The sequence below is a fragment of the Variovorax sp. 05T418 genome, from assembly GCF_056396385.1.
The window spans coordinates 40,103-66,900 of the sequence record NZ_JBFTLJ010000015.1 but is presented as its reverse complement, the minus strand read 5'-3'; the positions used below and the strand labels follow the sequence as shown (position 1 = coordinate 66,900).

Here is a 26,798-nt window from a genome sequence, read left to right as displayed (position 1 = left end):
CTCAGTTCACCTTGACAGTAAAGAGGACCGTGCCCGACGCGCCAGGGTCCAGCGGCCCCGCGAACTTCCAGCTCAGCGCACCCGTTCCACCCTCTGCTTGCGCGGCACTGCAATCCACGGCCGGAGCCGGGGCCGGGTTGGCGGGCGTGTTCTTCTGGCAGCTCGCGAGCGTGGCCGGTGTCGTGTCCGCCTGCGCCGCAATGAAGGCCGTGAATTGCGGTGTCGTGTCGTTGACTGTCAAGCCGCTGATCGGGGTCGTTCCGTTGTTGGTATAGGCGATGCGGTACTCCAGCGTCTCGCCGGGCTTGGCCTGGTTGTTGATGCCGAAGCTGCCGCCGCGTGTCACGTTTCGTACTTCCTTCTTGAGTTCCAGCGCACTGGTCGACACGGTGGTGATGTCGGTCACCGTGTAGGTGGCGTTCAGGCCCGGGCCGGCGTTGGTGTAGACGAAGCTGGCCTGCACGGTGCTGGTGTTGTTATTGCCGCTCATCGCGTTGGCGGGAATGAACTCCTGCATCACGATGCACACGTTCTGTCCCGTGGCCACCGTCACCGGCACGGCCGGCGGGTAGAGCAGCGCCGCGCCGGCCTGCAGCGCGCCGGTGCAGCCGGTGTCGGCAAAGATCTTGCCGCTCCAGCCGCTGATCGCAGGCGTGTCCACGGCATTCGGGATATCGAAGCTCACTTCACCGCCCGTGCGCGCGGTGAAGGTGTGCGGATAGCTCACCGTGCTGCCCGGAAGGCCGTTCTTGGCGCCGTCGGCAGCCAGCGTGTTGCGCTCGACGTCGCCGAAGTTCAGGCCCGCGTGGCCGCTGCTGTTCCAAGTGAAGGCAATGCGATCCGGCGTTCCGTCACGGGTGTAGGTGTAGCCGGTGCCTGCGTTCGCCACGGTCTGGCCGGAAGGCAGCTGGACGGCACCCAGCGAAGCACCGGTGGACATGCGCGAAACCGTGTTGGTCTCTTCCACGCACAGCGCATCGCCCGTACCGATGGTGAAAGGCACGGCCAACGCGTATTTGCCGCTGCCGTCCGTGACGGCGGTCGACAAGGTGGTTGCCGCGCAGTCGGTCAGCCGCATGCTGATGCCGCTCTGCCCGACCTCGCCGCCGTTGATGAGGCCGTCGTTCGCGGTTCCGCCCCCCGTGCCGTTGTCGAGGAACACCCGGCCGGTCACGTTCTTGGGATAGCCGTTCACGAACGTGCAGGTAATGGCCGCGCCAGCGACCATGTTGGCCCCGGGAATGGCCAGCTGATTGCCCGTGAGCGTGCCGAACGTGGCGGCCGGAGTCGCGCTGTTCAAGTCCACGCAGCTGGCGCTCACCGGGCTGGCCGGCCAGCCCTCGGGCGAGGTTTCGCTGATCGTGACACCGGCGCTGGCGGTGCCCGTGATGTTGGCCGCGCCTTCCACGGTGTCGTCACCCACCACCGTGATGCTGTCGCTTGCCGTCGAAAGCCCGCTGAGCGCGAAGCGGAACAGGTTGCTGCCGGTGCCGCCGATGGTGGTCTTGACGATCTGCACCCGTGGATACGGCGGCGTGTAGGTGTTGGTGAAGGTGCACGCAATGTTGCTGCCCGGCGCCGTGGCGGCCGCATCCAGCGTCACCTTGCGGTTCGGCAGGTCAGGCGTTGCCGTGCCGCCCGCGCCCAGGCCGGTACAACTGACGCCGGTCAGTGCGTAGTCGGTGGGCAGCGGGTCTTCGGCAATGATCGTCGCCGTGCTCGGTACCGCCACGGTCTGGATGGCGCCTGCAACCGGCGTGCCGAGCGCGGTGGTGGTGAGGCTCTGCGGTGCCAGTCCGTTGTTTCCGCTGAAGCCGAAGGTTCCGGTCGCGCCCAGGGACACCTTGCGGATGGTCACCGTGGCCGAGGCGGAATTCGTGAACACGCACTGCAGCGACTTGCCCAGCTGCACGCTGGCCGCGGGAATGGTGTAGGTGCGCCCGCTCGCGCCGGTGCCCAGGCTGCCGACCGGCACCCCGGCGTCGGTACAGCTCGCCCCTGTCAAGTGCCAGCCCGGTACCGCGGGTTCGGTGATGCTGATGACCTTGTTGCTCACGCTGGCGCTGAAGGCCTGCACGCCCGCCGCGGCCGTGTTGCCGTCCACCTGCGCCGGCGTGCCGACAGCAAGAGTGCTGACCGTGCCGCTGGCCTGCGTGGTGTTCGTCAGGTTGAAGCCGAAGGGTCCACCGGCGCCGTTGAGCGTGGTTTTCTGCAGATTGATCGTCGCGGGCGCGCACAACGCGCTGGTGGTGGCCTGGGCCAGGAAGCCCTGGGCTCCCGCGCCGCTCTTGATGTGGACGATCACCGTGTTGGAACCGGTCTGCCAGTTGCTCACCAGGTTGGTGGTGGCCGCGGCACCCGCGACAAAGCCGGCGTAGAAGTACGGATTGGTGGGGGCCTGCGGCACGCCCGGAACGCTCTGCAGCACGCCGTTGACATAGATGGCCGCCACCGAGTTGTCGGAATAGAAGTCCAGCTTCAGCGCAAAGGTCGCCGGATTGACCGACGGCGCCATGTTGAAAGTGAAGCGATGGTAGATGTCGACATTGCCGGTATGCGAGCCCGGGTATTGCGACACCCAATTGGCATTGCCGAACGGCGACGCGATCCAACTGGCGGGCGCCTTGTTTCCGACGTACGAGCGCGCCCATGCCGCCACACTGGCCGGACCGCCGGTCGCCGTGCCGATGCCCGATTCCCACACCGGGTCACGCCCGGTGGCCACCGGCGGCCCGACGGGACCGTCGAAGCCGGTATTGAACACCGCTGCGTTCGTCGAGCACATCACCGTCGGCGCAACGGGCGGCGGTGGTGTGCCCGTGTCGAGGGAATTTGTGAAGGTACAGACGATGTTGCTACCGGGCGCGGTGGCTGCCGCATCGAGGGTGAGCACACGCCCGTTGCGCGAGGCCGATCCGCCGGCGCCCAGGCCGGTGCACGAGGCATCGATCAGCGCGTAGCCCGCGGGCGGCGCGCCTTCGGTGATGGTGGTGGCGATATTCGCCGCGGTGAGCGTCTGCACCGCCGTTGCAACCGGCGTACCGGCCACGGTGGTCGTGATGTTCCGCGCCACCAGGCCGTTGCTTCCGGTGAAGCTGAACGTGCCGACCCCTCCGAGCGAGGTCTTGCGGATGGTCACGGTCGGCCGGCTGCCGAAGCGGTAGGGCTGCGGACTCGGCAGGTAGCTGTCTTCACCGACGCTGAAGTTGCCGCTCAGCACAGCGCCGCCGACCGTGACCTGCGTCGTGCTGTAGACCGCGGCCACGGTGCTGGTTGCCCTCACCTGGCACAGGCCTGCCGCCGTGGTGGTGCAGCTGCCGGCCGCGCCGACCGCGCCGCCGTTGAAGGCGACATTCGGCGTGGCGCCGAAGCTCACCACCGTGCCGGCCTGGACCGCGTTGCCGGAGGCATCGCGGATGAACGCTTCGAGCACGTCCTGCGCGGTGCCGTTGGCCAACTGGTTGTCGGTGACGATGCGCACGCCCGACTGCCCGCCGGCCGCGGGGCCGACCACGATGGTGGTCTGTGCGTTGGCGCAGCTCACCGCGCCGCTGGAGAAGCAGCCGGCGCCGGCTGCCGTAACCGGCAGGCCCGCGCCGCTCACGTTGGTGCTGGCGTAGTTGGTCAGCACGGTCCCCGTGTCGACGATCGGCGCGGTCGCGTTCAGGGTGAAGCCGCGCACGCCGGTGGTGGCCGGAATGCCGCCGGCGGGCAGCGTCATGGTGCAGTTGAGCAGCGCACCGGGAGCGCTCGGCAGCGTGCCGCAGCTCACCGACGTGACACCCGTGCCGGGCACCACCGAATTGGCCACCACGCCAGGCGGCAATTGCTCGCTCACCACGAGCGAAGTGCCGGTGGCCACCGGGCCGGTGTTGGCGAAGCTCAGGCCGTAGGTGATGCTGCCGCCGGCTCCGGCGGTCGCCGACGCGGTCTTGTTCACCGCGACGCGCGCGGTGGCCGTGTTGGTGAAGGTACAGGCAATGGCCGCCGCGGGCCGCATCACGCTCGCCGGCAGGGTTGCGGTGTTGCCGTTGAGTATGGCCAGCTGCGTCGCTGGGTTGCCGCTCGTCGCGGCTGCGGAGTCCAGGCAGGACACCGACACCGGGTTGGCCGGCCAGCCCGCGGGCACGCCCGACTCCTGCACGGAGGCCTCGACGCCCGGCGTGCCCACGTGCACCGTGGTGGAGGCCTGCGGCGTGGCCAGCGCGGTCACGGCGATGCTGTCCGTCGGGTTGGTCACGCCGGTCAGCGTGAAGCCGAAGGTGTGGGTGCCGGCGATGTTGGTCTTGGTCTTGCGCAGGGTGATGCGGGGCTCCCCCAGCACCGGCGTGGTCACGCTGCTGATGCAATTGCCCGTCGCGGTGCAGGACGGGTCGCCACCGCCCGTGGCCGTCGCGGTATTGGCCACGCTCGGCGAGGCGCCCGGCAAGGGCGTGACCGGAATGACGAAGGCCGCAGCGCCGCTGGTGGCGGCGAGCCCCGCGGGCACGGTACAGCTCACGACCTGCCCGCTTGCACTGCAGCCGGCGGGCATGGTGCCGAGCGTCAGCGTGGCGGGCACGGTGTCGCTGATCGTCGCGGGAGCGGAGGTTGGTACCGGGCCGATGTTGTTCAGCGTGAGCGTGTAGCTCGACGGCACGCCCACTGCGAAGCTCGCGGCGCCGGCGGTCTTCACCAGCTTGAGCTGCGGCTGCACCGTGTTCGTGAAAGTGCAGTTGATCTCGCTGCCCGGTGCAGTGGCCGCGGCGTTCAGCGCGATGGTGCGCGTGGCCAGGTTCGGCGTGGCACTGCCTCCCGGGCCCATGCCCGTGCAGCTGATGCCGGTCAACGCATAGGGGACCGGCGGCACGCTTTCGGTGATGCTGGTGGCGGTGTTCGCGGCCGTGAGCACCTGTTCCGCCGCCGCGATGGCAACGCCGTCGTCTTCCGTCGTCACGTTGGTGGCGGTGAAGCCGTTGGTACCGGTGAAGGCGAAGCTGTCCGTGCCGCCGATCGACACCTTGCTGACCGTCATCGTCGGCAGCTTGGTGTTGGTGAAGGTACACGCAATGTTGCTGCCGGCTGCCGTGGCGGCTGCATTCAGGGTGACAGAGCGCGAGGTGAGGTTCACCGTGGCCGTGCCGCCCGCGCCCATGCCCGTGCAGGCGATGCCCTTGAGCTTCCAGCCGGCGGGCGGCACGCCTTCGGTGATGGTGGTTGCGGCGCCCACGGTGGTCAGGCCGGATGGATCGCCCTCCTCTGGCACGTTGGCCGCAGAAGTCGTGATGCTTTGCGCCGCGAAGCCGTTGGAGCCGGTGAACGAAAAGCTGTCCGTTCCGCCTTCGCCCAGCTTGCTGACGGTGACGACCACGCGGGTGTTGGTGAAGGTACAGGCGATGTTGGCGCCGTAGTCCGTGGCCGCCGCATTCAGGGTCACCCGCCTCAGCGCCAGGTCATAGGTCGCGGTGCCGCCCGCGGCCATGCCGGTACACGAGATGCTGCGCAGCGCGAAGCCCGCGGGCGGGGCGGACTGCTGCAGGATCGTGTCGCTCCGCGCGACCCCCAATTCCATGGTCGGCCCCGATTCCCCCTGGCCGGCCACCGTCGTGACGATGGGGCTGACAGGCGCCGCGTCGTTGGTGCCGGTGAACGCGAAGGAACCCACCCCGCCGTTGGAGACCACGGTGGTCGTGACGCGGGGCGGCATCAGCGGCGGCGTGAGGTAGGCGAGGACGATGGTGTCGGTTTCATCCACCGCGATGCCGTCGTCGTTGTTCGGGTTCGTATCGTTGGGCACCGTGCAGTAGTGGGGGTTGCCGGACGATGCCGCCTGGACGCAAACCCTGGCGCCATTGACGACCGGGTAGCTGCCGGCCGCCACGGTGGGCTGCGGGAACACCGGGATGTCGAAGTTGGCTTCGCCGCCGTCCGTCATGCCGGGCCCGCTCGAGCCCGCGAGCAGCGTGGGATTGAGCTGGCACGTCACCACCACCGGCGAACCGGCCTTTGCGCAGTTGGCGGGCAAGGTGCCGGTGTTCCATCCGGCGGGAAGAGCCAGCACGGCGGTCGAGTTGTCGGCGGCCGTGGTGCTCCCCGGGCCGAAGTTCTTGGCCGTGAGCCTGACGATGCGTTCCTGCCCGTGGCTGGTCCAGGCATCCGGCGGCACGGCGACCCGCACCTGCAGGTCGGGCCGGCCGGTGATGATGTTCGTGCAGGTGTAGTCCTCCTGCGTTGCGAGCGTGTGCGAGGTGTTGCAGGTACCGGTCCTGACGACGTTTTGGACGCTGACGTTGCTTGGTGCCAGGGCACCGCCGCTGTAGCTGGTGCCTGCCGATGCGTAGGTCTCGTAGGTGTCCTGGTAGCGGGCGGTGTTGTTGGCGACGGTCGGCGGGTAGAAGGGCAGACGGCCCGCGGTCGGGCGCCAGGTGGCGGTGTTCGTGCTGGGGCCGAGCGCCTGGCTCCAGGCGTAGTTGACGAAGCTGATGCGCTGCGAAACGCGCGCATCGGGAAACTCGCTTCGCACGCCGGAGAAGCCGTCGATCAGCTCCCCGCCGCCGAGGTCTTCCAGGCCATTGCAGGTGTTGGTGGCCGAATAGGGGCAAACGGTGCGCGGCGCGCGCAGAGGTCCCGGCACTGCAGAGCCGGGACCGGTGCCGCCGTCGTTCGTCGTGATGCCCAGCGTGTAGCTTGCGCCGCCGGTCGCCGCCACGCGGAACCAGTCGCCTGCCACCACCGTGACCGGTCGGCAGGTGAAGGTGAGCTGCGTCGGATAGATGTTGCCCGATGCGCCATTGAACATGCGGTCGACGCCACCCATCACTGCAATCACCGTGCCGGCCGGACACGCCTGGGGACCGCGCAGCGTCATGCCGTTGATGGGTCGGCCAGCGACGCCACGCTGGGTTGCCGCACCCCAGGTGATGGTCGCGGCGGTCGCGCCCTCGGTGACGGTGAACGGCGAGCAGCGCAGCTCATAGGCCCGCAAACCGCCGGTCAGATTGGCAAAGGTGCCACTGACCGCGGCGCTGTTCAGCCGCTCCCACATCGTCAGGCCGGTCGGGAACCCGCTGACGCAGTAAGTTCTCATGGACAAGCCGTTGCTGGAGCCCACGATCGTGCCGTTGATCAACGTACCGGTCTGCGGCCTGAGCACCTGCTGTGCATGCCCGGAAAGCGGCACGGCCACGAGCCACGCCCCGCACAGGAGCCACCACCATGCCGTGCCCGCCATCGAGCGCAGCGTGTTCTTGAGTCGTTGCATGTTCATTGGCCTGAACTGGTTATTTCTTCTGGGGACGTGGGAAGCAGAGGTTCGCCGCTGCCGGCGACGGATGCCGGCTGCGCTGCAGGCGCGGCAGCCGCAGGTTTCGATGCACCGGCAGCGGCCGATGGGAAGCCCAACCGGGTCTCGTCGAACTTGAAACGCAGCCGGATGTACGCGCCCTTGCTGGTGTATTCGTTGGCCGTCAGGTCGCGGTCGTTGAGGCCCACGAAGTTGTAGCCCGCAGAGATCCACAGGTCCTTCGCCATCTGGTAGCCGACCTCCACGCCCAGGGTCTTCTGCAGCGCGCCGCCCTTGCCGTACAGCAGGCCGGCCTGCACGCCGAAGTCCCAGTCCTTGTTGATGTCCTGGGTGTAGCGCGCCTGCAGCAGATGGGCCCAGTAGCTGCTGGCCAGGAAGCCGTCGTCGACGCGCGAGAGCTTGCCCGCGTAGCGCGCGCTCAGCACGCGGCCGCGCGCCGGGTTGTAGTTGAGGTGCGCCGAGACGATGTCCGCGCTGGTGCTGCCCGGCAGGCTGGCGTTGCCGGATTCGCCGCCGAAGGCGCTGCCCCCGGTCAACGCGCCGGCCGCATTTCCGTGGCCCACGATGCGCTCCGAGCGACGCTCATAGCGCATCAGCGCGTTCCAGGTGTCGTCGTCGACCGGGCGGTACGCCAGGCCGATCTGGTGGCGCTGGAGGTGGCGCTCGTTGCCGCCGCTCGCGCCCTGCCCTTCGCTGTCGCTCACCACGCTGCGCGCCAGCAGGCTCCACGCCGGTGTGATCTTGTAGCCGAACCCGGTGCTGAAGAGACGGGTGTTCGCGTCGTCGCCCTTGCGCCCTTCGAGGATGCCGCTGAGCTTGTAGGTGTCGGTGAGGTACTCGACGCCCGCCGTGACCGCGGTGGATTCACCCAGCCCGGCCGCATAGCCGGTGCCGTTGTTGGCGCTGTTGGCGTAGCCGCCCATCTGGCGCGTGTGCTCGAGGCCGCCGGTCAGGCTGAACCTGTCGGTGAGCTTGAAGGTGTTGCGCACCCCGATGGCGTTCTGGGCGGCACGGCCGTCGATGCTGTCTGCGAGCCGGTATTCGTTGTACAGCCGCCCGCCGTCCATGTAGTTGCTCTCGATGCCGAGGATGCCGACGTTGTTGGACTGCGCGGCATCGAGCTGGGCGGCGCCATACAGGCTGGAGATGAGCTCGTAGCGCGCATAGACGCGCGTCTTGTCCGTGATCGCGTAGTTGCCGCCGACGGCCAGCGTGTGGCGGTCGGAGTTCTTCAGGTCCTGCTCGCCCTCCACGAAGACCTGGGCCAGCGGCACGCCCGGCACCTGGGCCGACAGGCGCGCGCGCACGGTGGTCAGGCTCTCGCTCTCGGCGCTGGCATTGGCCGTCGCGGCGCCGCCGAGCGCGGTCACGCTGCCGGCGCCGACACGGCTGCCCAGATTGCCGTTGTAGGTGGAGATCTCGCCGTAGTCGAAGCCCGAACCCGAGGCCAGGCCGCTGCGGCTCTGGCCGTGGCGCAGGCCGACCTCCGCGACGATGTCGTGGTCCAGCTTCTTGCGCAAGCTCGCGCTCGCGCCCTTGCGGTCGCCTTCCAGCAGCGCATCCTTGCTGTAGAGCACTTCGGCGCGCACCGCCATGTCTTCGTCGATCTTGTACTCGGCGCGGCCGGAGACCTCGGTGCGTCCCGCCGAAAAGCTCGCGCCCGGGTTGTCGAAACCGGTGGTGGTCTTGCTCGCCAGCGCCACCACCGCGAGCTGCTCGGTCTGATGGCGCACTTCGACGCGGGCACCTTCGCCCTTGCCCTTCTCGTCGGAATCGGTGCGCACCACCTCGGCCGCAGCCGTGGTGTTGTCGCCGAGGCGGGCCACGGCCGTCAACGCGCCCAGCCTGCGGCGGTTATCCGGGTTCTGGTCGGTGCTGGCGACCACGCCCAGCTGCAGCCGTTCGCCGACCTTGACCTGCACGTCGGTGCCGGCCACGGTGAACTTGGGCCCGCCGCTGTCGACCTCGTAGGTGACGCGGATCGACTGCGGGTTCAAGTTGGCATCGACGGACGCGACGGCATGCGTGAACAGGATGCGGCGCGTGAGCGGCTCGACCGTGTAGTCCACGAAGCGCGTGGCCGGCGTACGCTGCAGCACGATGTCGGGCTGGTTGCGGTCGCGCACCACCACCTCGATCTGCTCGCTGTTGTCGACGAACTCGCCGCCGGTCGTGCTCAGGTAATAGGGGCCCGACGTGCCGACGGCGCGGAACTCCTCCACCTGCTGTGTCTGCGCGGTGCGCGACGCATAGCTGGTCGCGCGCACGTCCGCGGTCTCGTACACGTGCTTGAGGCCGGTGAGCGCGCGGTTGCTCTGGCTGAGGTTTCGTACCTCCGTGCTGCTGCTGGTCGTGAAGTCGCCGTACAGCAGGTAGGAGCGGTTCTTGTCGATGCGCACGTAGAGCTTCTGCGTGCTCTGCGCATCGAAGCCCTTGACCGACGAGTCGCCATAGATCGGATAGAACTCGTCGGGCCGGATGTCGCGGAACAGCCGGTCCTTACGCGTCTTGTCGGAGTCGAAGGCGGCCGTGAGCAGGTACTCGCCCTTGACGGTGCCCTTGAAGAAGAAGGCGGCGCGGGCGCCCGCGCGGCGGTTCTCGCGCTCGTCCGCGAGGCCCGTCAGTTCGGCTTCGAAGGCCGCGCCGGCCGGCATGGCGCCGAGCGGCACGCTGCCGCGCTGGGTGAAATCGAGCACGCCTTCGACGATGCCCACGCCGAGCATCGGGCGCATCTCGGGCAAGAGCACAAGCCGTGCTTCCTTGACGAAGCTGCCGGCGCTCACGCGCAGGCGCGCATCGCCCGCCTCGCCCGGCGGCAGCAGGCGGAACTCGGCCGCCCCCCCGTCCATGAAGACCTGCGTCCCCGGCTCGGCCGGGTTCAGGTCCTCGTCGAGCCAGCGGCCGCGGTCGACCTCCAGCGTGAGCTGGGTGCGCGCCGTCACCGGCACACCCGCCGCATCGGCCAGCCGCACCTTCACGGTCACGGGCGTGCGCAGGTCGGCATAGGCGGTCTCGGGCAGGTCGATCTGGATCGCGCCGAGCTTGTCGGGCGCGACGATGCCGATCTGTTCGCTGCCGCGCACATTGCCGAAATCGTCCACCGCATCGAGCTGCAGGCGGTTGGTTCCGGGTTGCAGCACCACGCCGATGTATTCCCAGGCACCGATGCTCTTCGATGGCAGCTGCGTCTTCTTGCCGACGCGCCGCTCGTCGATGGCCTGGCCGTTGACGCTGAGCCGCAGCGCCAGGCCGGACTCGCCCTTGACGCGCACGTTGATCGACTGTGCGGGAACGGTGTCGCCGTTCTTCAGGCCGAGGAAGCCGAGCGCGTTGCTTTCGATCTGCGGCAGCAGCACCTCCAGCTCGATGGGACTGGGCACTGCCTCGGGCAGCAGCGGTGCACTGCGCGGCTCCAGCATGGCGGCGGAGGTGTTGACCGGCCGACTCGCAAAGGCGCCGACACCGGTTGCCGCACCGCCTTCGGCAGACACGCCTTTCGCGGCCGCCGGCAAGCCGTTCAGTGCGGCAAAGAGGCTGCCTGCCGGGGTCGACGCCGCCGAAGCCGCCGTCCCCAGCGTGCCGCTCATGCTGCCGGAGGCGGCACCGACGAAGCTGCTGGCATTGGCCGGCGCATCGGGCATGGCGATCAGCGGCGCGGACGACGTCGTGGTCGAGCCCGTGCTGCCGCTCGCCAGCGCCTGGCCGCTCGCGGGCAGCGAGCGCAAGTCGCCCACCGCAACGATCTGCCCTTCCGCATTCAGGCGCATGCGCACCTGGGCTTCGGCTTCGGTGTCCGGAATCGCGGCGATGGCCGCGCGGCGGGCCACCACGTCGTCCAGCGTCGCGCGGTTGTCGCAGTTGCCGATGATGAAGTTGGCCTTGTGGAATTCGCCCTTCTTCAGGTCGACGAAGCGGCTCTCGGGGCGGCCCGCGTTGCGGTTGTCCAGCAATTCGAGGCGGGCACCGGACGGCAGCGTGGTCTGGTCGACGCGCAGCACGTGGGTGACCGGCTTGAGGCCGTAGAGGCTCCACTTGCCCTCCACGTCGGTGACGACGTTGGTGCCGTCCTCCATGAACAGGCGCACGCCGGGCACGCCGATCTCGTCGCTGCCCTCCTGCCTGCCGTCGGCCTTGCAGTCCATGTAGACCTTGCCGAACATGAAGGCCTCGTCCGAGAACACACCCCCGGTGACGCGCACGGTCCAGTTCGCAAGATTCGACTGCAGCGGACCCGAATGGGCACGCGCACGGTTGATCGCATCGCCGTTCGTGGGTGCGCCCACGCCGACCCGCACGCGGTAGCGCACCATGGCCATCTGGTCGATGCCCAGGGTCAGCGTCGGGTAGTTGAACACCAGCTTCGGGCCCGCGCCGCCGACCGGATTGCCGGTGGCCGTACCGTTCAGGCGCGCGCTGTTGCTCACGTAGGCAAAGCCCGGCGGCAGGCTGTCGCTGATCGAGATGCCGGTCACCGGCGTACCCGTCTTGTTGGTCACCGTCAACGCGTAGTCCAGAAAGTCGCCGAACTCGACCTGCCGCTTGCTGCCTTCCTTGCGCAGCACCAGGCCGAGCACATTGCCGGGGTCGAGCGGGATGTGGTTGTGCACCACGTCGCACGCCTCGTTCGAAGCATTGAAGCCGGACGTGACCGAGAAATAGTGCGTCGTCGGCTCGGCCCCCTTGGGCGGCAGCGCACCGGGCACCACCGGACCGCAGCTGCCGAAGGTGCCGGCCGTCACAGGGATCAGCTGCGACGGGAAGACATAGCCGCTGCCTGCCGGCGGCGCCACCTGCAGCGTGTAGGTGCACAGGCCGATGAACGGCGGCGATTGCAGGTAGAACTGATAGCTGCCGTCGGCACCGGTCGTCATCGAGACGCTGCCGTCGGCATTGAACGTGTAGGTGCCCGAGGAGCCGCCGTAGATTTCCGCCGCGTTCATCGGCGTGACCGATCCGCTGCTGCACGACTGCCGCGTGAACGTGACCACCGCGCCCTGGACGGGCTCTCGCGTGACGGCGTTGTAGACCGTGCCGGCCGGATCGGCCAGCAGCGACTGCACCGAATTCGCGGTGGCCGCGACCAGCATCGCGGGCGTGACGTTGATGGTGTTCTGGTCGAAAGCCGCAGCCCATGCCTTGTTGTTGAAGGTCGCGCGGCGGTCCCCTGCGCCAGGCTTCTGCGTGATGCGGACGCTGAAGCTGACCTCCTCGCTCTGGCCGGGCTCGAGGCCGCGGCTGCCGTCGGTGAGGCTGAGCACCGCCTCGGTCGGCAGCCTGAATGCATCGCTGCTGGCCAGGGCCTCGCGGTCGCAGGCCGCGCGCCCGGTGAAGCTTCCCGCGGCGTTGAGCAAGCCGCTGCGAACCTTGGGCGCGTCCACCAGTTCCCACGACGCGACCAGGCCCTCGGGCTTGTCCATGTCGAAGGTGCAGTTCAGGTTGTCGATCACGCGCACGTTCGGCGCCGGCGCGACGCCCGTGTTCGTGACGAGCAGCCGATAGTCGATCTCGTAGACGCCCTGGGCCACGCGCCGCGGCAGCGAAGCGGTCTTGGCGAGCGAGAGCGAGGGCAGCTGCATCGACACCGGCGTGGGCGAGGCGTTGTTGTTGGGATTGCCGTCGCCGTCCGGGTCCGGGCTGGCGCCGTCGACCGAATCGTCGTAGGCCACGGGCGCGCCGCCGGGCGTGAGGGCGCCCTGCGCACGCACGCTGTTGAGAAGCGTGCCGGTGCGGCCGCTGACATTGATGCGAACGTCGAACTGCACGGTGACCTGCGCACCGACAGGCAGCACCGCACCGGGCGCCAGCAGGTTCTGGGCGGCGGCGGTGCCGGTGAAGCCGTTGTTCGCGGCGGCCACGGTCCCGCTCACGCCGTTGCCTTGGTTGCCCGCAATGGCGATCGAGCCTGGCACGACCGTGTACTGGCCGGGACCCGGCACCGCCGCGCCGGTGTAGCTGCCGAACTGGGTCGCGCCGCTGCCTTCGAGCAGGTCGACCGCCTGCACGCCGTAGAGCCACACGGCGCCATAGTTGCGCACGTCGACACTGAAGCGCACGGTGGTGGTCCCGTCGAGCAGGCCGTCGGCGCCGCGGTTCGCACGCGGCACCGATGCGGTCTTGGCCACGCCGATGCGGCTCTGGCTCGTGGTGATGAGCACCGTGTTGGACGGCGACACCACCGGCGCCGTGCCGTCGTTGTAGTGGCCCTGGGCGGTGTTGCGGATGTCGCCGGACTGGTCGGCCTTCACCAGCACCGCGAACTGCATGGCGATCGAGGCGTTGCGCGACACGGCCGTCGGCACGCCAATGGCCACTTCGATCGCGGCCGCGTCGTCGGCGGTGCGGTAGCTGAAGGCCGGATCGCCCGGCAGGCGGAACAGGCGCACGGCGCCCGCGGCCGTGCTTTGCAGTGTGCCTGCGATGTACTGCGTGCCGGCCGGCACGAGGTCGCGCACCAGCACCAGGCTCGCGGGCGCGCCGTTCACCAGCACCGGCGTGCCGGCCGGCGCGGTGGCATTGCCCGGCTGCGCATCGCGGGCGCCGATGTTGGTGCCGGAGATCATGAAATCGATGCGGCTCTGTCCTGGAACGATGACGCCCGGATAGCTCGCGCTCTTGGTGAGGGCAATGACCGCCACGTTGCCGACCGTCACGGTGTCGCGGTTGGTGGCGCTCAGGTTCTGCAGCGCAGTGGTCGCGGTCAGCGCAGCGCAGGCCACGCCGTCCGCGGTGGTCGGGATCGTTCCCTCCACCAGGAGCGAGGCGGTTTCGCCGGGTCGCAGCGCCAGCGCGCCGGGCGCGCCGAGCGGCAGCAGCGGATCGCCCGGATCCACCACGCCGTTGTTGTTGATGTCGCGCACGACGCGCAGCGCCGACAGATCGAGCGTGTCCGCCGGGCAGCCGCCCGCGTTGTTGGCGAAGCCCAATGCATAGCTCGACGGCACGTTGCCGGTGTTGGTGAGCAGGTGATTCAGCGTGACGACAGTGGCCGGCGGCCGGGTGACCGCCTGGTCCTGCGTCAGCACCAGCGCCTCGACCGGCAGCACGTTGGCCACCACACTGTTGGAGCTGGAGGTCTCGGTCTGCGCAAAGCCGGCCGGCACATAGCTGGCCTTGGCCACGTTGCGGATGACGCTGCCGCCGGGTGCGGGTGCTGCATGCACCGCGGCGGACGCCAGGAACAGCGTCAGGAAGAGCGCCGAGAGCAGCGCCAGGCCGATCGCGAGCTTGGCGCCGGCACGGCGCCATCGCTGCGAGCGGCAGCCCATCAATGAGTCAGACAAGAATTGCACTCCGCTTAACCTTTCGGCGCCTGCTTGGGCCGTGAATACCTGGGTCTTTTTCCTCTGCCGCTGCCATGCACGCGTGCGTAAGCGCGCGGCGAGAAAGCAGCAGGGGAAAAAGGCGAAGCGCAGCCGTGAAGGCGGTGCCTCGCGTAAAGCCGGCAGGCCCGAAGCGGCCTGCCGGCGACTCAATCGCGCATCACTGGTTGATGCGTACGGCGAAGGTCAAGGTGGCGGTACCGGCCGGCGCCACGGTGTTCGCTGCGCTGCCGCAGCTCACCGCCGTCGCGGTCTGGGCATAGGCCAGCGCCGTGCCGGTCACGCCCGTGGAGACGCACTGGTTGGCTGGCTGCGTCGCACCGGCGAGACCGGTGAATGCAGGCGCCGCGTCGTTGATCGCGATGTTGGTGATGGGCGCAGTGCCTTCGTTGGTCGCGACGACCTGGTACACGATGCACTGGCCGGGCTTCAGCGACAGGGGCGTCGCTGCGAAAGCGGCGTCAGCCGTACCGTCGCAGGCGATGTCGGCGGCCTGCGTCTTGACGACGCGGATCTGGCCGGTGATCACGGTGCTGATGTCGGTGGCCGAAGGCGCGCCGCAGTTCGGTGCCGGATCGGTGAACGTCGCCGTCACGGTGGCCGTGTCGGTCGCGCCGGCGCCGGCGCCGCCCGGTGCGAACACGCGCACCAGCAGCTTCTGCGTTGCGCCTGCCGCCAGCGGACCGGCGATCGGGCCGGTGACGAGCGTGTCGCCCGCATCGATCTGGCCGTCGCCATTGACGTCGAGGTAGATCGCGGTGGTCCAGCCCAACGTCGCATCGCCTGCCGGCACGGTGGCCGTGAGCGTGTAAGCGCCGCAGCTCAAGGAGCCGGTGTTGGTCAGCGTGTGCGCATAGACGACGGTGCCGCCCGGAGCGACCTGGCCGACGTTGTTCGGCGTGAGCGTGGCGCCCAGGGTCTGGGCGGCGACAACGGTCACCGCATCATGCTTGGCGTCGGACACGAGCACGCCGGTCGATGCCACGGCGCTCGATAGCACGCGGAAGTAGATCGGCTGGGCCGTCACCGGCGTCTGGGTCGCGGGAGGCGTCACGCAGGCGTCGACCTGCTGCTGCGCACCGGCAGCCACGGTCACGCTGGTGATCGCAGCGGCGGTACAGGTACCGCCCGCGGCCACGAACTTCACCGTCCAGCCCGCCGGCAGCGTGCCCGGGAAGCTGGTCGATTGGCTGGCCGCCAGCACGTAGGTCTGCGTTGCCGGGCCGGTCGCATCGTTGTTCTTGACGAACAGCGTGAAGATCGTGCCGGTGCCCGCAGGGGTCGCGTTGGTGGTGGTCGGCTGCGGACTCGGGCCAGGGCCCAAGTCACCGCCCGCCACCGAACCCGAGCCGGTACCGGCTGCGCTGTTGGTCAGGTCGACGAGCGAACCGACGACGATGGTGACCTGGTCGAGCGTGGCGTCGATCTTGGTCGCGTCGCCTGCGGAGCGGCCGGTCAGGATCGCGTTGAACGGACCCGAACCCACCGTCGCGCTGGCCGGAACGTTGGCCTGCACCACGATGTTGGCGCTGCCGCCGACCGGGATCGGACCGGTGTCGGGAACGCCGTCGCCGGTGGTGTCGAGCAGCGGCGTCACGCCATCCGCCGCGAACAGCAGGAAGGTCGTGCCCGCCGGGAAGCTTCCGTTGGCAATGCTCAGGTTGATGCTGTCGACGCCGCTGCCGGTGTTGAACACGGTCTGCGGAAACTTGACGCTGCCGCCGGCAACCACCGAGGGCTGCGTGGTCGTGTCCGCCGCCGTGCCATTGGGCGTGCCCGCCACCGTGTCGACCGCCGTTGCCGCGGTCGAGGGGTTGGTACCCACGACGAGGCCGTAGCTGGCGACGACGGTGTAGGCCGCCGGGTTGGTGCTCGAACCCAGGGTGCCGATCGCCGTGGCGGTGGCAGCCGGGGAATCCGTCGGGTTGTACTGGCCCACGTTGGTCGTGGTCGAGGTGCCGACCACTGCGGTGTTGTTCACCAGCACCACGAAGCTGATCGTCTGCGTCACGTTCTGGCCGAGCGAGTTCACGACGGCGTTCAGCGTGCTGCCGGCCACCTGGAAGTCGATGCCGGCCGGATCGCCGCCAGCACCGTCACCCAGCGCCACGCCCGGGGCGCTGCTCCAGACGGCGGAACCCGCGACATAGGTGAAGCCCGATGGCAGCGTGTCCGACAGGGCGAACTTGCCGGGCGCTCCGCCGGTGTTGTTGAAGGTGAGCGTGTAGACCGTGTACTGGCAAGTCGCGCTGGAAGCCAGGCCTGCAGCCCAGGTCGTCGAGCAGGAGGCTGCCGACGAACGCGGGCCTCCGGTGCTCGCGAGCGGCCAGGCCGCGCCGCCGGGGCCGGCCACTGCCGGAACGCCGAGCGACTTGGTGGCGCCGAACGCGGCCACGGTGGTCAGGTTGACCTGGTCCTTGTCGGCCGCCGAGGTGTTCGGCGCCGTGTAGAGCGCCGGCGTGCCCGGGGTGGCCGTGATGGTGGCCGTGTCAAACGGGGTGGTCGGCGTGGTGGCCGTGCCGGGAATCGTGTAGGCCACGACGAACTGGAACGTGCCGTTGTTGCCGGGCACGGTCTGCGCGGGCACGCTGCAGACTGCAGCGGGCGCGGCGGTACACAGCGGGGTGGTGCTGTCGGGCACGCCGTCGCCGTTCGCGTCCGGATAGACCTCGACCTTCGAGAAGGCATCGTTGTCGGCATCCACCGTGATGGTGAAGGTGTCCGAGCCGTTGCCGGTGTTGGTCAAGATGTGCGGCGCGTACACCACCGAGCCTGCAGCGCCCAGCTTGGTGTTGACGACCGTCGTCGTGACCTGGTTGACGGTGTCCAGCGTGAAGGAGCCGACTTGCTGAACCGTGGTCTGAACCAGGTTGGAGGTGGCCAGCTGGGTGGTGCCGGACGAATCCGAATAAGTGGCCGAAGCCTGGTTACCGATGACGGTGTTGGCGGGCGGCGGTGCGGCAGATGCGCTCGAGCTTCCAAACAGGAAGCCCAGAGACAGAACTGCGGCGCCCGCCCATGCGGCTCTCGGCCTCGAGCCGATGCGCCGGGTTGGCAAGGTGGGACTCACGTGGTTTCTCCTCGGTTGTCAAAAAAAAGGAACAAAAAAAGCCCGGCTCATGGATTCCGCGGGCGGAAGACACGGGCCGGGTTGCGCGCAATAGCAAAGGAAAGCAAGGGAACGGAAGCCAGGAGGCGAAACCACCACGACCTCAGCGCGAGGCAGCGCCTGCAGCGGACTGCACCGTCACAGGCGGCGCCTGGGGCGCGGCGGGGGAGGTCTTGGGCTCCGGCGGAACGACGATCTCGACCTTGGCGCGCGCAGTCACGGCGGTCTCGCCGCCGGCGGGCAGCTGGCCGAGCGCCCAGCGCAACGCGCGGTAGTCGCCGTAGGGCACGGGCTCCGTCTTGTTGTTCGCAGCCTTCCGCGTCAGCGGCTCGGCGCCGAAAACGCCATCCTTGGTGGCTGCCTTGACCAATGCGGCACCAGGCTTGGCGCTGCGCGGCAGGTACTCGAGCCCCTCGGGGATCGGCAGATCGGCGACCAGGCCGGAGACCGGCTTGCCGGTTTTGTTGATGTAGGTTGCCCGGTATTCCAGGATGTCGCCCGGCTTGACGGAGGAAGCATCCAGCAGTTGCTCCTTGCCGTCCGCAGCCTTCACCACCTTGAATTGCGTCAGGGTGACCGCAACGGTTTTCTCGGGGGCGAGCGCAGACGGGGTCGCGACAGGCTGTGCCGAGGCCGGCGCAGCCAGGCTGGCCACGGCGATCATTCCGGCGCCAAAGCTTGCAGCCAAAGCAGGCAGCCTGCCTGCCGTGCGGAAAAAAGATTGAGTCAGTTTTTGTATAAGCATGATTGCTCCAGTTCAAAGATCACGGCAATTCGGCACGAATCGCCAGCAGGGTCGCGAATACCTGGAAATAAGTCACAATGCGGCGAAACTTTTTTCCGCGGGCGACTCCAACATGCCTGAGTCCTTCGATCCGCAGAAATGTACGTTCACTTTCACTTGTAACCAACACCGATTTTGCCCGCGGCGGCTACAAAAAACAGGATTCCAATTTTGAAAATGGAGGTTTCAATTTTGGAACTGCCAATGCGTGGAACTGCCTAGGGCAATGCAGGGGCGTGCAGAAGCCCGGCTGCATCGCCGTTAAAAAATGGAACGTGGAGAAACCGCCGGAGTCACGAAGATCTCCGATGCGGCAAAGGCGCAAATCAGGCTTGCTCTAGCGCCTTGGATATGAAGTCAACGAAGGCTCTGATTTTTCGAGTATTGCGCCGCGCGGGCAAATACGTCAGATTCAATTCTTCCGGCATCAGCTCGAACGACGGAAGGACTGCGACCAAAGAGCCGCCCTGAATCTCGGCTTTGGCACAAAGAAGAGGGACCAAGGCGATCCCGCCGGCCGAGCAGGCGAGTCTCAGCAGCAATTCCGGATCGTTGGCCCGGAATACGCGCGCGGCCCTGACGATGTGCTCCCGGTCAAGGCCTGGAACGACCATTTCCATCGCCTGCCGCTCCGGACCACAGGTCAGAAAAAAGTGTCCCGCGAGATCGTCGACCTTCTCGATCGCCGGATGGCGCTCGAGATACCAGGGTGCGGCGCACAGGACAAGGATCTGCCTCTTGATGCGTCTCGCGACGAGATCTTCGCAGCCTTCGAGCCCCACCCGGATGGCCACGTCGGCATCTTCACGAAACAGATCCACGCGACCGGAGTTCACGTCGACAGTGAGTTTGAGCAGGGGATGCGCGGCCATGAAGCCCGACAGGTGCGAGGAGAGCAGTTCGCGGCCGAGATAGCCGGGAACCGAGATCCGCAGTTGGCCTGTCAGGGCTTCGTTGGTGTCGGAGAGCCGCGAGAGCGCCTGGTTCACTGCCTCCAGAACTTCCTTCGCCGTGGAAAGGAACTCGCGCCCTTCCCCGGTGAGACCGAAACGACCTGCCCCCCGGTGCAGGAGCGTGTGGCCGACCAAGGCCTCCAGCCTCTTGAGCTGCCGGGACGCGGATGCCTTGGGCACGCTCAGTGCGTCGGCCGCTTGCGTCAACCCTCCCACTTCGACGGCTTTCACGAACAGCCGCACATCCGACATCAATAAATCCATGATTTTCCGAACCTGAGCGGAACGCCTGCGCTTTCCAGCTTCTCCTCTGGAATGGCGGCGTTTCAGCTCGATAAAAAGCGCTTCTGTGAACGGAGATCTGCAGGCAAGCAATCGCGTCGTGCAGCGCGGAATTCTTTTCCCGCATGCTGTCGATCACGCAATCACCCTGATTTGTCTCCACCACCGAAGTGCCTCCATATCTGCTCGGCACTCATCCAATCTCGCAGGCAATCTATTTATTTATTTGGCCCGCGTTCTGGCATTGTCGCCGTGGAAACGGCGCACTGTTTTTATTCTCAAGCCAGAATTCCGTCATTCTTTTTGTCGACGAACACGAAGGCTTTCGCTAACTTCGCCCCCGCATCGCACTGCTCTGCACCAAAATGGTGTTAATTGACAAATTGAAATCATGCTCAAATCTTAACAAGTGTAACAATGCCACTTCGAAAGGGTTATGAGAACTTTTTGGCATTTCGGCGACCTAGGAGTACATCATTTGCGAGAGTGTTGTTACGCAGTCACACAGCTCCCGCGAGCAGAGGCCGAGATGCGTGAAGTATTTCCGCGGAGCCGTCGCGGTCGGCCAGGCCTGCAGGTACAGCGCGCTCCATACGACCGCCGCGCAAAGTACGTTGCGCCCTTTCTGCCGACGCGGCCCTTCGGGCAGTCGAAGTGCGTACGCCCTCGGGCCAGCCGGTGCGGGCCCTGGGTCATGGCGCTGCGGGAGCGGTCGACCATGCGAAGGCACGGGTCCGTTTCGGCGCCGCCGAGCAGGTCAACGACATTGCTCGACGGGCAGCGGATGCCGAGAGAGTTCGCGTCCTGCCTGGCCAGGTAGGATCTCCAGGTCGCCTCCGCGCCGCGCATGGGCGATGCCGTCCGAGCCGATCGGAAGGACGGCGAGAGATGCGGCGCGCGTGAAGTCTGCCGATGTGCCTTGGACACGGGAGAATCCGATTGGAAGTCAGAAGAACAGGGCTGGCGATTTGCTCGAGGCCATCAGGCTGCGGGCCCGTTCGTTGGTCGTGCGTGCAGCGGCTCCAAGCAGTTCGTCGGGCCGCCCCGACGAAGGTCTTGCTTCAGCCCGCCTTGGCCGCGGCCGACACCCCCCACAGCCGCGGCTTGCCTTCCCATACCGAAAACCCGGCGAGGCGCTTGCGCACGCCCCAGGCGTCGATGCCGTTGAACAGCATGATCATCGGGACCTGCTGGATCATCAATGCGTGGAGCTGGTCGAACAGCGCCTGGCGCTTTGCCCGGTCGGTCTCGGTGAAGCTCTCGTCGAGCAGCTTCAGCGCCTGCGGGTCTTCCCACACCTTGCGCGCCTGCTTGTCCTTCGGCCCGGAGAACTGCTCGTAGCTCAGCGCGGGATCGAGCCGTGACGAATAGCTGAACGAGCTCATCTGGTAGTTCCCGCTGTTGTACCGGTCGAGCTGCGTGGCCCATTCCAGCACTTCGATCTGCGCGTTGATCCCCACCGATTGCATCATCGCCTGCGCCAGCACCGCCACGGTGTAGCTCGGCACATGGGCGCGCTTGTTGGTCTGGATGGTGATCTTCTCGTTCTTGTAGCCGGCCTCGCGCAGCAGCTTCGCGGCCAGGGCGGGGTCGTAATGGAAGCCCTTCTTTTCGGCCGCGCCGTAAAAGGCCGAGCCCTTGTGAATCGCCGAGTTGTTGACCGAACCCAGGCCTTCGGATGCGGCCGCGACGATCTGCTCCATGTCGAGCGAGGCCGCGATCGCCTGACGCAGCTTCACGTTCTTCAGCAGCGGATCGCGCGTCTGGAAGAGCAGCGTGTTCTTCACCGCCTCGGTGGGTGCCTGCACGACGAGGTTGCGATCGGCCTTGAGCTCCTGCGCATCGCTCGATGTGATCTGGCCGGCGTCGATGGCTCCGGACTTGAGGCCGGCCGCGGCGGTGGCCGCGTCGGGCACAACCAGGAAGCGCACCGTGTCCACGAGCGGCGCCTTCAGGCCCACGTAGCCATCGGCCTTGGTGGCGCCCGGCGACGAGGTGTAGCCCTTGAACGCGGTCACCGTGACGTACTCGCCGCGCTTCCATTCGCCGAACTTGAACGGGCCGGTTCCCACGGGCTTGTCCCAGCTGCCGTCGGGCTTGACCGAGCTCGGATGCAGGATGGCCGTCATGCCGCAGTCGGAGCGCGCCAGCGTATCGAGGAACACGGCCGAGGGACGGTTGATCTTCAGCACGAAGGTGGCGTCGTCGGGCGTTGCGGCGTCCACCACCTTGAGGCCGTTGCGCCCGTCGTACTCGCTGAGGCAGCGCCAGTCGGTCTTCGGGTCCATGTAGCGCTTCCAGCTCCAGGCGACTTCGGCCGAGGTGAGCGGCGCGTCGTTGTGGAACTTGACGCCCTTGCGCAGCTTGAAAGTGTAGGTCAGCCCATCCTTGGAGACGTCGACCGATTGCGCGAGCAGCGGTCCCACGCTGCCGTCCTGCCGGTAGCCCACGAGCCCTTCGACCATGTTGAGCACGATGCCGTCGGTGGTGTTGTCGCGATTGACGCCGGGATTGGTGGAACGGATGTCCGCCGGCTGCGCGACCGTCACGGTGGTTTGCGCGAGTGCCGCGGCGCAGGCGAGGCCGGCACCGGCCATGGCTGCCAGACGGAAGAAGGAATGGGGCATGAAGTACTCCTGCAGACAGATTCAAAAAAGGAGGTCGGTCAGGCGAAGGACGGGACGGGGCCCCCCTTGCTGGTTTCGGCCTGGCGTTCGGCCTCCGCGCCGAAGCGCCAGCGCAACCGCACGCCGCCGGCGCCGGTCGGCTCCAGCGCGGGAATCGCAGAGAGCAGCCTGCGCGTGTAGTCCTGCCGCGGCGCGTCGAACACGGTGTCGCGCGCGCCCTGCTCGACGATGCGGCCGTCCTGCATCACGATCACCCGGTCGGCCACCTGCTCGACCACGCCGAGGTCGTGGCTGATGAAGAGGCACGAAAAGCCGTGACGCTTCTGCAGCTCGGCAAACAGCTCGAGCACCTGCGCGCGCACCGTCACGTCGAGCGCCGACACCGGCTCGTCGGCGATCACGAAGGCGGGCCGGCGCACGAGCGCGCGCGCGATGGCCACGCGCTGCCGCTGGCCCCCTGAAAGTTCGTGCGCATGGCGCGGTGCAAAGGCGGTGCCAAGGCCGACTTCATCGAGCACCTCGGCCACGCGCCTTGCCTTCTCGGCGGGCGACATGCCATTGACCAGCCGCAGCCCCTCGCCGACGAGCTGGCCGACCGTCATGCGCGGGTCGAGCGAGGCGTACGGATCCTGGAACACCATCTGGCATTGCAGCCGGTAGTCGAACCAGCCGGCATCCGAGCGCGCGATGGGACGCCCCCGAAAAAGGATCTCGCCGCCGCTCGGTTTCAGCAGGCCGGCAATGCTGCGGCCCAGCGTGGTCTTGCCGGAGCCCGAGCCGCCGACGACGGCCACCACCTCGCGCGGGCGCACCACCAGATCGATGCCGTGCAGCGCACGCTTGGGCGCCCCCTTGGCGAACAGCCGGCGATGGCCGGGATAGTCGACCACGAGGTTGCGCACCTCAACGATGGGCGCTTCGTCCACCACCTGCCGCGCGGGCCGCCGCCGCGGCATGGCCCGCAGCAACTCGCGGGTGTAGGGATGCTTCGGGTGCGCGAGCAGGTCGTCGGTGTTGCCGGTTTCCTTCACTTCGCCGTGCCGCATCACGACCATGCGCTGCGTGAAGCGCGCGACCATCGGCAGATCATGGCTGATCATCAGCACGGCCGTGCGGTGCTCGCGCGTCAGGCCGACCATGAGCTCCAGCACGTCGCGCTGCACCACCGCGTCGAGTGCGGTGGTCGGCTCATCGGCGATCAGCAGCGCCGGCTCCAGCAGCATGACCGAAGCCAGCATCATGCGCTGGCGCATGCCGCCCGAGAACTCATGGGGCCAGGCCGTGCACGCGCCCTGGGGATCGCGGATGCCCACGCGTGCCAGCATGTCGAGGATGCGCGTCTGCCGATCGCCGGCCGAGAGATGGCTGCGGTGCAGCGCAAGCGCTTCGTCCAACTGCTTGCCGATGGTCATCGAGGGGTTCAGCGACGTCATCGGCTCCTGGAACACCATGCCGACGCGGGCGCCGCGCAGCTCGCGCAAGCGCGAAGTTCTGGCAAGCGCCAGGTCCTCGCCATCGAAAAGAATGCGGCCGGCCGTGCGCACCAGCGGCGGCGGCGTCAGGCCCATCAGCGCGCGCGCGGCCTGCGTCTTGCCGCTGCCAGACTCGCCGACGATGCCGACCATCTCGCCCGGCGCGATGTCGAAGGACACCTGGTGCACGATCTCGCGGCCGCCCATGCCGACCGCGAGCGTCAGGCCCTCCACGCTGACCAGGGGAGTTGTCGTCATTGCACACCCTTCATGCGCGGATCGAGCCAGTCGCGCACCGCGTCGCCCAGCAGATTGATGCCGAGCAGCGTCAGCGCGATGCACAGGCCCGGAAGGATGGAAAGGTAGCTGGCCTGCGCCATGAACGGGCGCGCCGACGCCAGCATGTTGCCCCAGGTCGGCGCCGGCGGCGGCACGCCGAGCCCGAGGAACGAGAGCGCGCTTTCGGCCAGGATCACCCAGCCGAACATCGAGGTGGCCAGCACGGTGAGCGGCGCGGTGCAGTTGGGCAGCACGTGGCGCGCCATCGTGTAAAGCTCGGAGTTGCCGAGCACGCGCGACGATTCGATGAACTCCTTCTCGCGCAGCGACAGCACCGTGCCGCGCACGATGCGCGTCACCGAGGGCGTGTAGGCGAGCCCGAGCGCCAGCACGATGCCGTATTGGTTGGCGCCTACCACCGCCAGCAGCCCCAGCGCCAGCAGCAGGCCTGGGAACGCCAGCAGGGCGTTGTTGAAGGCCATCACGATGCGATCGGTCCAGCCGCGCAGGAAGCCCGTCAGCACGCCGACGATGCTGCCTGCCACGATGGAGAAGGTGACGGTCAGTACCGCGATCCACACGCTGGTGGCGGCGCCAGCCATCAGGCGCGACAGCTCGTCACGGCCGAACTCGTCGGTGCCCAGCAGATACCGGCCTCCGGGCAGCTTGAGCCGCGCGCCGAAATTGATGCGCAGCGGATCGTGCGGCGTCCACGCCAGGCTGACGAGCGCCGCCGTGACGATCGCACCGACGATGGCGATGCCGATCAGGGCATTGAGGGGTAGGCGTTTCCTGGCAGTCATTCGACAGTGACGCGAGGGTCGAACAAGGGATAGCAAAGATCGATGACGAGGTTCACCACCACGTAGATCACCGCCACGAACAGCAGGCACCCCTGGATCACCGGGTAGTCGCGCGCGAAGATCGCGTCGACCAGCAGCCGGCCGAGCCCGGGAATGGTGAACACCGTCTCGACGACCGCGATGCCGCCGAGCAGGTTGCCCAGCACCAGGCCGATCAACGTCCAGGTCGGGCCGAACGCGTTCTTGAAGGCATGGCGCACCAGCACCGCGCGCTCCGACAGGCCCTTGGCGCGCGCATGCGTGATGTAGTCGAGCCGCAGCACCTCCAGCGTACTGGCGCGGGCCATGCGCATGAGCACGCCGATCTCGTGCAGGAAAAGCGTGAGCACCGGCAGCGCGAGGTAGAGCAGTCCGTTCTTCCAGTCTTCGGCAATGCCCACGTAGCCCACCACCGGCAGCCAGCCGAGCTGGAGGCCGAACAGCAGCAGCAACAGCAGGCCGAGCCAGAACGTCGGAATCGACACCAGCAGCGTGGCCGAGCCCACCAGCAGCAGGTCGGGCGCGCGGTTGTGCTTCCACGCGGCGATCATGCCGGCGGGCACCGCCACCATCGCGGCCAGCGCCACGGCCACCAGCACGATGCGGCCGCTGACCAGGAAGCGGTCGGCCACGAGCGAGAGCACGTCCTGGCCGCTGTTGATCGAGAGGCCCAGGTCGCCTTTCAGCACGTGGCCGAACCAGATGCCGAACTGCGCCGCCAGCGGGCGGTCGAGCCCCAGGCGGGCGCGCAGGTCGGCGAGGCTGGCGGGCGTGGCCAGGTCGCCGAGCAGCAGCTGCGCGGGGTCGCCTGGAATGAGCCGTATCAGGACGAACACCGACACCGCCACGATGAGCAGCGTGGGAATCGCCATCGCGATGCGGGCCGCGGCGAAGCGGAACATGGGCCTTCTTTCTGGTGTGTGGGGTGGGTGTCAGGCCGCCGAGGCCACGGCGCGCAGGTCGTGCAGCGCCTTTGCGAAGAAGTCTTGCACATGTCCCACGCAGGCCAGCCCGTTGTGCGGCACGTTGTCGAGCAGGTCGAACGCAACCTTCACGCCAGCGGCCTCGAAAGAACGGCGCAGCGCTTCGAGGCGCTCGGGCCGCGTGCGGCCCGTCTCATTGGCGCCCGGCATGAAGAACTTGCCGCCCTCGCGGTGCGTGATCTCCCAGGTCTCGATGTCCGCCTTGCCCGCGACCATGTGCACGGGCAGGCGGCGCAGCGCTTGCAGGTTCATCGGCTTGCCGAAACGGGTCTCGAAGTCCTTCGTGCCGACCCACCAGCCCTGCGCCGGATCGATCAGCGTAACGGAGCCGGGCGCGCCGATCGACGCCGCCCACAAGTGCTCCGGATGCAGCATGGCAAAGCGGTTGACGAACTGCCCGCCGCCCGAGTAGCCGAACAGCGCAAAGCGGCTGAAGTCAGAGGCGAATTTCTCGCCCACCTCGGCCACCATGTCCAGCAGGATCCGGTCGTAGTGGATGTCGGCCTCGACCAGGTGCTTGAAGCCGTCGCGGTTGCCGTCGCCGCGCACGCCGGCCGGAAACAGCGGACACAGCACGATGCAGTCGTTCCACTTGGCGAAGCCGCTGAAGGCCTCGCGGTAGTTGACGAAGGCGCGGCCGGTGCCGTGCACCACCACCACCAGCTGCATCGGCCGCGTGCCGGGCTGGCCGATGTGCTCGGGCACATAGGTGCAGTATGAGAACCGTGCATCGGCCCGCGACGCATAGATGGTGCTCAGGCCCAGGTCGTAGACGGCGCGGGCGCGGCGCTCGGCCAGGCCGGCAGGGACCTCGATGTTCTTTGTCATGAAAGCGTTCTGCGAATGAAGAGAGGAAAAGCGGCGGC

The 26,798-nt window shown here is 67.8% G+C and carries 10 protein-coding genes; all 10 read right to left on the bottom strand.

Features of this window, described 5'->3' with window-relative positions; all coding sequences use genetic code 11:
* Position 1: 1 nt before the first annotated feature.
* Positions 2-7,240 carry a prealbumin-like fold domain-containing protein gene (locus tag AC1DMS_RS25140; protein ID WP_478181943.1) on the bottom strand — a complete coding sequence of 2,413 codons (7,239 nt, stop codon included), beginning with the start codon at positions 7,238-7,240 and terminating at the stop codon, positions 2-4.
* Between the two features lie 2 nt (positions 7,241-7,242).
* Positions 7,243-14,547 carry a DUF11 domain-containing protein gene (locus tag AC1DMS_RS25135; RefSeq protein WP_015865976.1) on the bottom strand — a complete coding sequence of 2,435 codons (7,305 nt, stop codon included), beginning with the start codon at positions 14,545-14,547 and terminating at the stop codon, positions 7,243-7,245.
* A 214-nt stretch (positions 14,548-14,761) separates the two neighbouring features.
* A complete protein-coding gene (locus AC1DMS_RS25130; RefSeq protein ID WP_015865977.1) occupies positions 14,762-17,671 on the bottom strand; it encodes a beta strand repeat-containing protein in 2,910 nt (969 codons plus the stop codon).
* A gap of 142 nt (positions 17,672-17,813) precedes the next feature.
* Positions 17,814-18,455, bottom strand: coding sequence for a hypothetical protein (locus AC1DMS_RS25125; protein ID WP_015865978.1), 642 nt, complete (start codon positions 18,453-18,455; stop codon positions 17,814-17,816).
* Positions 18,456-18,820: 365 nt separating this feature from the next.
* Complete coding sequence (locus AC1DMS_RS25120) at positions 18,821-19,711, bottom strand: LysR family transcriptional regulator (RefSeq protein WP_041945804.1); 891 nt, start codon at positions 19,709-19,711, stop codon at positions 18,821-18,823.
* A gap of 1,079 nt (positions 19,712-20,790) precedes the next feature.
* Positions 20,791-22,356 carry an ABC transporter substrate-binding protein gene (locus AC1DMS_RS25115; protein ID WP_015865980.1) on the bottom strand — a complete coding sequence of 522 codons (1,566 nt, stop codon included), beginning with the start codon at positions 22,354-22,356 and terminating at the stop codon, positions 20,791-20,793.
* A 38-nt stretch (positions 22,357-22,394) separates the two neighbouring features.
* Positions 22,395-24,086: an ABC transporter ATP-binding protein gene (locus AC1DMS_RS25110; protein WP_015865981.1), complete on the bottom strand. Its 1,692-nt coding sequence runs from the start codon at positions 24,084-24,086 to the stop codon at positions 22,395-22,397.
* Entirely contained in the window at positions 24,083-24,910 is an 828-nt protein-coding gene (locus tag AC1DMS_RS25105; RefSeq protein WP_015865982.1) for an ABC transporter permease, read from the bottom strand. Before AC1DMS_RS25105 ends, AC1DMS_RS25110 begins: the two co-directional genes overlap by 4 nt.
* Positions 24,907-25,851, bottom strand: coding sequence for an ABC transporter permease (locus tag AC1DMS_RS25100; RefSeq protein WP_015865983.1), 945 nt, complete (start codon positions 25,849-25,851; stop codon positions 24,907-24,909). Before AC1DMS_RS25100 ends, AC1DMS_RS25105 begins: the two co-directional genes overlap by 4 nt.
* A gap of 30 nt (positions 25,852-25,881) precedes the next feature.
* Complete coding sequence (locus AC1DMS_RS25095; protein WP_015865984.1) at positions 25,882-26,760, bottom strand: hydrolase; 879 nt, start codon at positions 26,758-26,760, stop codon at positions 25,882-25,884.
* Positions 26,761-26,798: the final 38 nt, after the last annotated feature.